Below are 8,813 nucleotides of genomic sequence, written 5' to 3'. Positions count from 1 at the left end.
TGCCTTGCTTCATCTGAATCTCTCGGCCATTTGTACTTCCCGTTTTCAAGCCTTTTGTACAGCAGCACAAATCCGTCTTCTTCCCACAGCAGAGCTTTTATCCTGTCGCATCGCTTTCCGCAGAACAGAAACAGACTGCCGGAAAATACATTAAGTTTGAAATTCTGCTGAACAATTGCTGCAAGTCCGTCTATCGCTTTACGCATATCTGTATATCCGCATACGATGTAGATATGCTCTGCACGGCTGACATCTCCGATCATCTCAGTACTCCTAGCAGTCGACTGAGTGTATTTTCATTAAAATTATCAGGCAGCGATATCTTTACATCTCCAACAATTAATATGATATTTTCGTCTTCACACTGTGGAGCGTCTGCTGGTATTGCGGGTACTATATCATGCTGCTCGATTTCACTGCATACTGCCTGCCGTATTCGCTTCAGCCTGTAGTAATATGTCTTGATATTGATACCATTCTGCTTGCACCAGTCAGTTACAGTGAGTCCACTTTCGTTTCTGGTTCTCACCATTTCTGCCCATTGTGTCAGCTTTACTTCTTTTTTTACCCTTGATATCTCATTCATTCCAATCAACTCCATTTAGACCTTATTAGTTACTTCTAGTTTAGTCTATTTAGACTTCGTTGGATAGGGTGGTTACTTTTTAGGCGGTTACCATTGAACTGATATCAGGGAGCTCTTCCACTGACATTTATCTTCAAAAACGGACACCTTTAAAGGTGTCCGTTTTTTGCTATTTAAGGGAATTCAGCTTCTTTTGCAGCTCTATCATATGATTGCGGCAGGCTGTTATCTCTCCTGTATACTTATTGAACCACTCAACGTCGGTCTCATCAGGCTGCTCCTGAAGCAATATCGCCTGTACAAGTGCCGACTGTGAACGTGAGCGCTTTCTCTCGATCTCCTTGATCGTGCTCATGCAGAGCTTTATCTCCTTTTTAAGACGGCTTTTTTCGCTCATGATACAATCCTCCTCCGCATTATTTGCCCATTTTGTCAACTGAGCTCACCATATCTGCTGCTTCGGTATAGCCCTTATCCAGCCCCTCACTGATATCGCTCAGAGCCGTTCTCAGCTCATCGAGTTTATCCTTCATCTGCTCGGGATACTTCATTACACAGGCATTTACTTCGTTGATAGTCTTCTTTTTTTCATCGTCAAGACTTTCTATCAGGAATGCAAACGAATTGGCGCTGCCCATATTGTTGACTATGCGCATATACCTCAGGCTGTGATCGCCTTTCCCATTCTTGTACGAGTCGATATCCTCTATGACGTGGCTGAGGTCTGTCATATACTGACGGCGGTATGTCTCCTGGACACGCCTTGTCTCGTCGATATAAAGTGCAATGAACACTGCAAGTGCGACCATTGTAAGCAAACAGAGTATGATAGCTCTAATCATTTTCCTTTTCATCAGTTTCTCTTGATTCACTCGTGTTCACCTCTTTTTCGGGATCGTATCCCTCGGCTTCAAGTCGGAGCTTCTCCTTCTCTATCGCCTGACGCATAGCCTTGTTGTGCTTTTCTTCAGCCTCCTGCCTGCGCTCGTCAATGACCTTGCGGCTTATCCTGAGCACAGTTTTGACCTCGTACAATGATATGAACGTCATTGCTATCACAACAGCAAGTATTACCAGCTTTTTCAGATTCACGAAGGAATTTACCCATATGAAAAACCTTGACTTATGAGTATACCTGCCAACGATCTTTTCACCGCGAACGGTAACGCTGTCAGAAACAGGATTCGCATCTCCCCTCGTGACAAAGCTTCCGTCGTCGTTTATGCTGACTATTCTGTGTGTTACAAGCATTCCATTTATATCGCTCTGCTCAGAGTAGAACGAAATGATGTCACCTTCCCTGAGAGCGTCTGCGCTTGTCTTTTCGATGACGATATAATCCCCTACCTGCAAAGACGGCTCCATACTTCCCGTAACGACCCTGAGAATGCTCTTGCCGAAAACATTCACAGGCTTACCGTGCGACGAGCATATCATTACATAGATAACAAATATGAGCGCAGCTGCGGTAATAACGGTTATGATTATACCGGGGATAATCCTTGTCTTCTGCACTTGCTTCTCTTCGGGAGCTGCTTCTCTTGCAGCGATCTCAGCACTTTCGCTTATGCTCTTTGCAAGCTCGATCCTTTCCCTCTTATGGTTCTCAACAGCTCTGCGGATTCTTTCGGTCAGACTGACATGGTACGCTTTATAAAGGCGCTTCATTTCCGTATCTATAGCCTGCTGCTCCTCAGGAGTCCTCACAGGCGGCGTATAAGCAGGACGCGGTTTGTTTTTTCGTTCAAGACGTTTTTTGCGCTTGAACTTCATATCGCTGATAAAGCGCATAAGATCATACCTGAAGTTATGTCCGTACTTCCTGTAGTAAACCTCCATTTCCTTTCTTTCCTGCTTTTCCAGCTCTTTTTCCTTTTTCTTTTTTTCCTTATCCGCAGCTATCTTCTTATACAGCGGATTATCTGTTTCAAACGGAACTATTCCGAATACAACTGCCAATATATGTCTTATCAGCCTTATGAGCACATATATCGGATTCCACGAATATTCGCGGTATATCACCCTGAAAGGTTTTGCTTCTATGCGCATTCTGTCTGCTTTGAGACGCTGTGCGCGTTCGCTTTCAACTCTTTCCTTTTCACGTTTCTGCTGTTCCAGCTTCTTACGTGCAGCCACAGTTCTCGGGTCTTCAAAGACCTCGCCTTCCTCGGGAGGTCTGTCGGACATTTCTGCCTTGACCTCTTCGACTTCGTCCTCTGTTACCTCATTGTAAGCCTGCTGTTCCAGTATCTTTTCGTCAGGCTCGCTGCTGTGAAGTGTCTCCTTATCGAGACCCTCAGCCTCACCAAGCTCTGCACGAGCCATTTCCTTGTTCTGCTTTATGCGTTCACGTTCAGCCTTTATACGTGCTTCTTCCTCGCGTCTCAGGCGGGCAGCTTCCTCGCGCTTGCGTATCTCCTCGACTCTTGCAAGTCTTTCGGCTTCACGCCGCTCGCGTTCCCGCTCCTCTTCTTCCATCTCCGCACGTTTCTTCGCAAGCATCTCCTGAACGCGCTTTTCTTCCTCCTCTTTTTCCTTCTGTACACGGAGCTGTTCCTGCCGTCTTGCTTCCTCGATACGCTTCTGCTCTTCGAGCCGTGCTTCTTCCTCCTGACGGCGCTTCTCGTCCTCCTGACGCTTTATCTCAAGCTCTTCGAGGTAGTTTGTCTCGATATTTATGACCTGAGTTATCTGCTCGAACAGCTGGTTGATATTCGGCGGCAGACGCTTTTCCAGCTTGAATTTTGAATCTGCATCGACATATCCTGCGACAGCATCAGCAGTAACTCCGTAATCCGAAGCAAGCTCCTTATCGAACTTTTTCAGGAACTTAGGCGCAATGGTCTTTGAGGTCTGAGTTCTCAGTTTTTTGAACTTTTCCTCATTGTCCTTGTTCATATACGCACGGAACAGCAGCAGATTGAGTATAACAAGCTTATAGAAATCAGTTACAAACTCCTTCTGCGGGATCATTGCCGTATTCTCTACGTTTATCTCGTAGCCCACTTTGTCATAGCTCTCGATATACTGCCATAGTGTAAGGCAGGCTTTGAGATCCACGTTCTTCATTATGGCATTTGTACGCATTACAGGCGGACGTATATATGTATTTCCCAGAGTCTTGCATACCTCTGAGCCCTTATAGCCCTCTATCGCTTTTTTCAGCTTCTCGACTCTCTGCCATACGGTATTGCCGTTCTGGTCATAGGCTTCAAGGCTGTCGATAGTCTCGATATTGACCTTTATCTTCATTTTTCCGCCTGCACCGTCGTCAAGTGCCGCATCATATCCGAGGGAAAAAACTTCCTCGTCCTTTGAGACCTCCGCCAGCTTGTCATATCTGGTATTAATAAAGATGTACAGTCTGTCTATGAGAGTATTGACGAACTTGTTCTCATAGGTCATAAGGCTCTCTTCTTTATGGACATTAAGCAGCTTTGACGGCGTTATCTTGCCTGTTTTCTTTTCTATGCTCTGTATCAGGTCAGTATGCTGTGCAAGGTGTCTTACCGATTCGATAGTGGTCTTTCTCGACAGCGCTATGGGAACTATCTCCTCCACGTCCTCTATGGTACGGCGCGGATTTCTCAGGAAATTATCCAGATGAACGATGCCTTTTTCTATGGCATCTACCCACGTAACATCTATCGCTTTCTCCATGAGCTTCTTGTTGAAAGCAAATGTATCCCTGCTTGAATCAAGGAGTGAGCCAAGTGCGCCGTACAAGTCATCGCTGCCGATCAATTCCGCAAATTCTTCAAATTCACGGTACCAATTGCTTTTTATGCCGTTCACTTGTCCTCACCTGCTCTTTTACCGAATCAGAACAGCTTCTGAAGTCTTTCCAGATAAGCTATGGATTCGTTCATTTTGTTTTTTCCGAACAACTTATTCATGTATGCACAAAGTTCGCGGAGCTCTTCTCTGAGCATCGCAAGGTTGAGCGACTCGAACTTTCTGAATATCTTCGTTGCAAGAATGTAGTCTATACCTTCCAGCTCTTCACCGCCGCAGGCTACATATACAGGCACAAACAGATTCATCTGCTTCAGGATACGGTTACCGAAAGCAACTCTCAGCTTCTCAATTACCCAAAGGTCGAGCTGCTGTATCTTTTTGAGATTATCCTGTGATATGGGATAGAGGTCAAACGCCTCCTTAAACAGCTGATCGAGGTGATCGAAGCCCAGATTCATAGGCGGAGTATCAGGCGCTTCAAATGCAACGCCCTTTGAATCGAGATTGATCGGCTGCGCACGATCGTAAACCTTATCTGAGATAGCGAATGTGGAGTCGTCATTATTCGCAGTACCTATGTACCATATATTCTGCGGTATAACTATCTTGCCCTTATCAAGCTTGACTGGGTCGGTGCTCCATGCGTTCGGGACAATATCCAGCGCCCACTCGTCTGCATTCGGCATTTCGAGTATGGAGAGCATCTCCGCGAAGTAATACTCGACACGGGCAATGTTCATCTCATCAAGAAGGATAAGGTTTATGTCATTATTATAGCCCGATGCATATATCCTTTTGAGTACCTCGGTCTCGTTGAAGTTCTTGGTGAACTCGTTAAAGTATCCGAAAAGCTCTGTTCTGTCACGCCACGAAGGCTGTACAGACGCAATGGTCGTATCGACCTGCAAAAACTTTCCGAACGAGTACGGGAGAGAGGTCTTACCTGTACCTGATATACCCTGAAGGATAAGGAGCTTCGTAGAAGCCATACCTGCAAGGAAAAGTCTTATTACCTTCGGCTCATAGTAAAGATGCATTCTTGAGCAGGCGAAGTTCCTGAAATTATCGCATATTCCCTTAAGGTCGATATCGTTATCATACTCAGGCGGAGTATATTCCTTGTAGAAAGCGTCCACTTCGATAAGCTTTGAGAATCTCTGTTCTGTAGTCTGAACGACACCGCTCTCAACAACTGTGGGTTCGCCGCTTCCTCCTCCGCCCTCGGCAGCTTCTCCTGTACTGCCCGCATAGGAAAGTGCTCCCGAACCTGTGGGAAGTCCCATCTGCGAGACCTTCATCGCCATGATCTCATCCTTTTCCTTAGCCATTTTCATGACCTTGCGCTGGAGCTCTGATATCTCTTCAAGAAGGTCTTCGTTGCTGACGAGAGAATGACGGAAGCGTATATATTTTCTTATACCGAGAATTATCATCATTGCAATAAGTACATATATCGCCGCAACTACTATGAGCGCAATGACAGTGAGTACCCAGCCAAGCGCTCCGAAATTCTGAGAATGCTCCTTGAATATACTTATATAACTCTTTATGTTGAATATCTGCTTTATACCATGTCCAAACCCTCGCACGATCTCTGCATAGCCTTTGAGCATCTCAGAGATAAATGCGAAAAACCATTTTAGAAATTCATTCATATTTAAGCTCCCAAAGACAATGCTTTAGCTCAGCTTTACGCCTTTCATTCGGCAGTTCAAATTGCCTTTTCCACTATTTCGGCATTAGGTTTCAGATTATTTTCTTCATCTGCTTTCGCAGTCACCTCGGCTGTATCTTCAACCTTTTCGACAACGTTCTCCGCAGCTTTTTCCTCAACCGCTTCCGCAACTGTCTCAGCGTTCTCCGCAGCTTTTTCCTCAGTATTATTTGCGTCATCTGCTGCATTTTTTTCAACTCTTTCAGCCTCTTGCTTTACAGCTTCAAATTTTTCAAAGGCTTCTTTCTTTGCCTCTTCAAAATTTTCTGCGGCTTTTTCAGCAGTATCCTCCGTCTTTTCGGCAGTCTTGCCAACAGCCTCTGAGGCTTTAGCCGCCGCATTCTCGGCAGACTCGCCCTTGCTTGCAAGGTATTCCTCGATAGCACGGCGCTTGATCTCTTCCTCATCAAGCTGCTCAACAGGCTCCGGACGCTTAGCTTCTACAAGCACAACGATGAATTTATAAAGCTCAAACAGGAAGAACAGTGCCATTGGGATAACGATACAGATAAAGAAGCCCTTCTTTGTGCGCAGGAAGCTCATTATCTTGCCGAATCCGCCTATCTTTTTGTTCGTCCACTTGCCGATGACATCACTTGCGCTTACGGGAGTAGTATCGTCAATAGCGTTGTTATCGCCTCGTGTTATGAAGCTTCTTGAACTGCCTTCACCGTTTACGCTGACGATCCTGTGGGTATTCTTTGCTCTTTTGCCGTTGATTACTGTCCAGAAAGTAATGACATCGTTTTCCTTGAGTGAATTCATATCATCTACTTCCTTACAGATAATAAGATCATCTTTTACAAATGTCGGTTTCATAGAGTCTGATTCAACCGTCATGGGTATATAGCCGAATAGGTTTGCCACACCATTGTTATTTCCCGATGAGAATACAACTATCGTTATCAATAACGCAAATATAAGCACGATCCATACTAATATATTCACAACTGTTTTAAGCGCCTTTTTCATATATATTACTCCTTTGTTTTTATGTTGCTTCAACTATCTTGAAGTTCATACTTATTTTCAGTGTTCCTCCGATAATGTCATCGACGCAATCTGGGTCGTTGCCCTCAAGCCATACGACGACCGTATATTTGTCCTTGCTGTCAGCCGCAAAATCCTTTGTAGATGTCCTCATTACTATGGACGATGACAGGAATTCTTCATCACAGTCGCTCTCCTTACCTTTGCCACTGGATTTTGTCTTGCCATATATTTTCTTTTTGCCATTTTTATAAACGGCAATACGGATAGCTTCGTCCACATTTTTTGTGATATTATCAAGTACCATCTCACCGTTGTAAGTTACGGTATCATCACCCGAATTGATAAGGTAAAATGTATAGGCGATGTAGTTATTGCCGTTATGACAGCCATTTACCTTATCAAGATTTTCAGGGAGATCCTTTCCGCTGATATTCGTCATATCGTATACGATATCAGCATTCAGCACTGCATTTGCCGTTTCATACTCGGGAGTTTCCGAAAGGGCAAGTCCCTGATGTACCATATCGTACTTGCTGACCTTTACTGTAAAGCTGCCGAACTTATCGTAAAAATACGATATCGCATATGCTATGGCAACCAAAAGCACAAGTATGATAACAAGCAGTGCCATTATCCTCATCAAAATGGAATGGCGCTTTACTTCTTTTGCGGTTCTTCTGAGTTCGAGGACATTGATCTTCTTATCATCCACAGTGAACTCTCCAATCCTCAGCTGATTATTTATTCAGCAGTAATATGAATATCAATCTTCTTTTCGCTTTTTGATCTCTTTTTCTGAAACATACTTTCCCGAAAGGCTTCCCGAGCAGTACGAACAGTCAAATTCATAGACCGTTTCAGCCTGATGGCTGTTGGAAACACCATCAGCGATAGGCTCTGAGCCTATATCATTAACGAATGATATTATAGACTTCACGGCGTTGTCCGAACGCTCGTCCCTGCCGATGTAATTTGCGACCTCCGGGCTGAACATAACATAGTCAACAGCAAAATTTGACAGACGCATCATCGGACATGAAGTTCCGCCGAAGTTCGTCAGCAGAAAATGAAACCCGAGATTTCGCATAGTCACTATATTCAAGGAGATCTGCACATCTGTCTCGCCGAGAAGATTCTCACCAAGCTCAAAGCAGACACGGCTCGTGGGCACTTCCTTTTTCAGGCAAATGTCCGTCACGATCTTCGGTGCGCGTTTCTCTTTCAGAAATCGCACAGGCATATATACCGAAACCCAACCGTAGTTAAGCTCACGCTCCGTAAACAGTGTACAAGCCTCCAGACACTGCATCAATTCAAGCTGAAACAGCTTTACCGCCTGACTTGACATCTCACATACGTCCCTGTAGGTATCAGGCATGAGTACGCCGACATCAGGCGCATTGAGCCGCGTCTGGGACTGGTAGAACGCCGTGCCGCCTGTAGCTATCTCCCTTATGGGTCGGTACAGCATCTCGACAGCTCTAAGACCGTCAACAGTGGTTCTGGTCTCTTTTTCAGCCATTTTCAGCCCTCCTCTCAGACATAGCCATATAATTTTAATATTTGTCTTATTATACCATATTTATTGCGCAATGTCAATAAAATAACTATTAATTCTATCCAAAAACACGCAAATTTTAATAAAAATAAGTTCTTTTATGAACATTTTCTTAACAAAATGCTGAGCAACTCGATCTGCATATCGTACCATTCATTAAAAAACTTTCCTCAGAAAAAATGACCCGAAAAACGGGTCATAAAATGAGGAGAAATAACGTTCCC

General features: G+C 44.5%; 9 protein-coding genes. All 9 read right to left on the bottom strand.

Annotated elements, in window-relative coordinates; genetic code table 11:
* A partial coding sequence (tnpB, locus tag K6G33_RS01695) for an IS66 family insertion sequence element accessory protein TnpB (RefSeq protein WP_296775547.1) occupies positions 1-263 on the bottom strand: 263 nt, incomplete at its 3' end.
* Positions 260-586 carry an IS66 family insertion sequence element accessory protein TnpB gene (locus K6G33_RS01690; RefSeq protein ID WP_296775546.1) on the bottom strand — a complete coding sequence of 109 codons (327 nt, stop codon included), beginning with the start codon at positions 584-586 and terminating at the stop codon, positions 260-262. The genes K6G33_RS01690 and tnpB, both read right to left, overlap by 4 nt.
* Positions 587-755: 169 nt before the next feature.
* Positions 756-983, bottom strand: a complete 228-nt coding sequence (locus tag K6G33_RS01685; RefSeq protein WP_173450652.1) for a hypothetical protein — start codon at positions 981-983, stop codon at positions 756-758.
* A 19-nt stretch (positions 984-1,002) separates the two neighbouring features.
* Positions 1,003-1,440 (bottom strand): hypothetical protein, encoded by a 438-nt coding sequence (locus K6G33_RS01680; RefSeq protein WP_296775544.1) that lies wholly within the window; start codon positions 1,438-1,440, stop codon positions 1,003-1,005.
* Positions 1,421-4,381 (bottom strand): signal peptidase I, encoded by a 2,961-nt coding sequence (locus K6G33_RS01675; RefSeq protein WP_296775542.1) that lies wholly within the window; start codon positions 4,379-4,381, stop codon positions 1,421-1,423. The genes K6G33_RS01680 and K6G33_RS01675 overlap by 20 nt, the downstream gene beginning before the upstream one ends.
* A gap of 26 nt (positions 4,382-4,407) precedes the next feature.
* Positions 4,408-5,979 carry a hypothetical protein gene (locus K6G33_RS01670; protein WP_296775540.1) on the bottom strand — a complete coding sequence of 524 codons (1,572 nt, stop codon included), beginning with the start codon at positions 5,977-5,979 and terminating at the stop codon, positions 4,408-4,410.
* 56 nt (positions 5,980-6,035) lie between these two features.
* Positions 6,036-7,010 carry a signal peptidase I gene (locus K6G33_RS01665; RefSeq protein WP_296775539.1) on the bottom strand — a complete coding sequence of 325 codons (975 nt, stop codon included), beginning with the start codon at positions 7,008-7,010 and terminating at the stop codon, positions 6,036-6,038.
* A 19-nt stretch (positions 7,011-7,029) separates the two neighbouring features.
* Complete coding sequence (locus tag K6G33_RS01660; protein WP_296775537.1) at positions 7,030-7,743, bottom strand: hypothetical protein; 714 nt, start codon at positions 7,741-7,743, stop codon at positions 7,030-7,032.
* Positions 7,744-7,794: 51 nt separating this feature from the next.
* Complete coding sequence (locus K6G33_RS01655; protein WP_296775535.1) at positions 7,795-8,553, bottom strand: EAL domain-containing protein; 759 nt, start codon at positions 8,551-8,553, stop codon at positions 7,795-7,797.
* Between the last annotated feature and the right edge of the window lie 260 nt (positions 8,554-8,813).

Source organism: Ruminococcus sp., from assembly GCF_024691275.1.
Classification (GTDB): Bacteria; Bacillota; Clostridia; order Oscillospirales; family Ruminococcaceae; genus Ruminococcus.
Note: the sequence above shows the minus strand (reverse complement) of the source record. Positions and strands in the feature narration are given on the sequence as shown.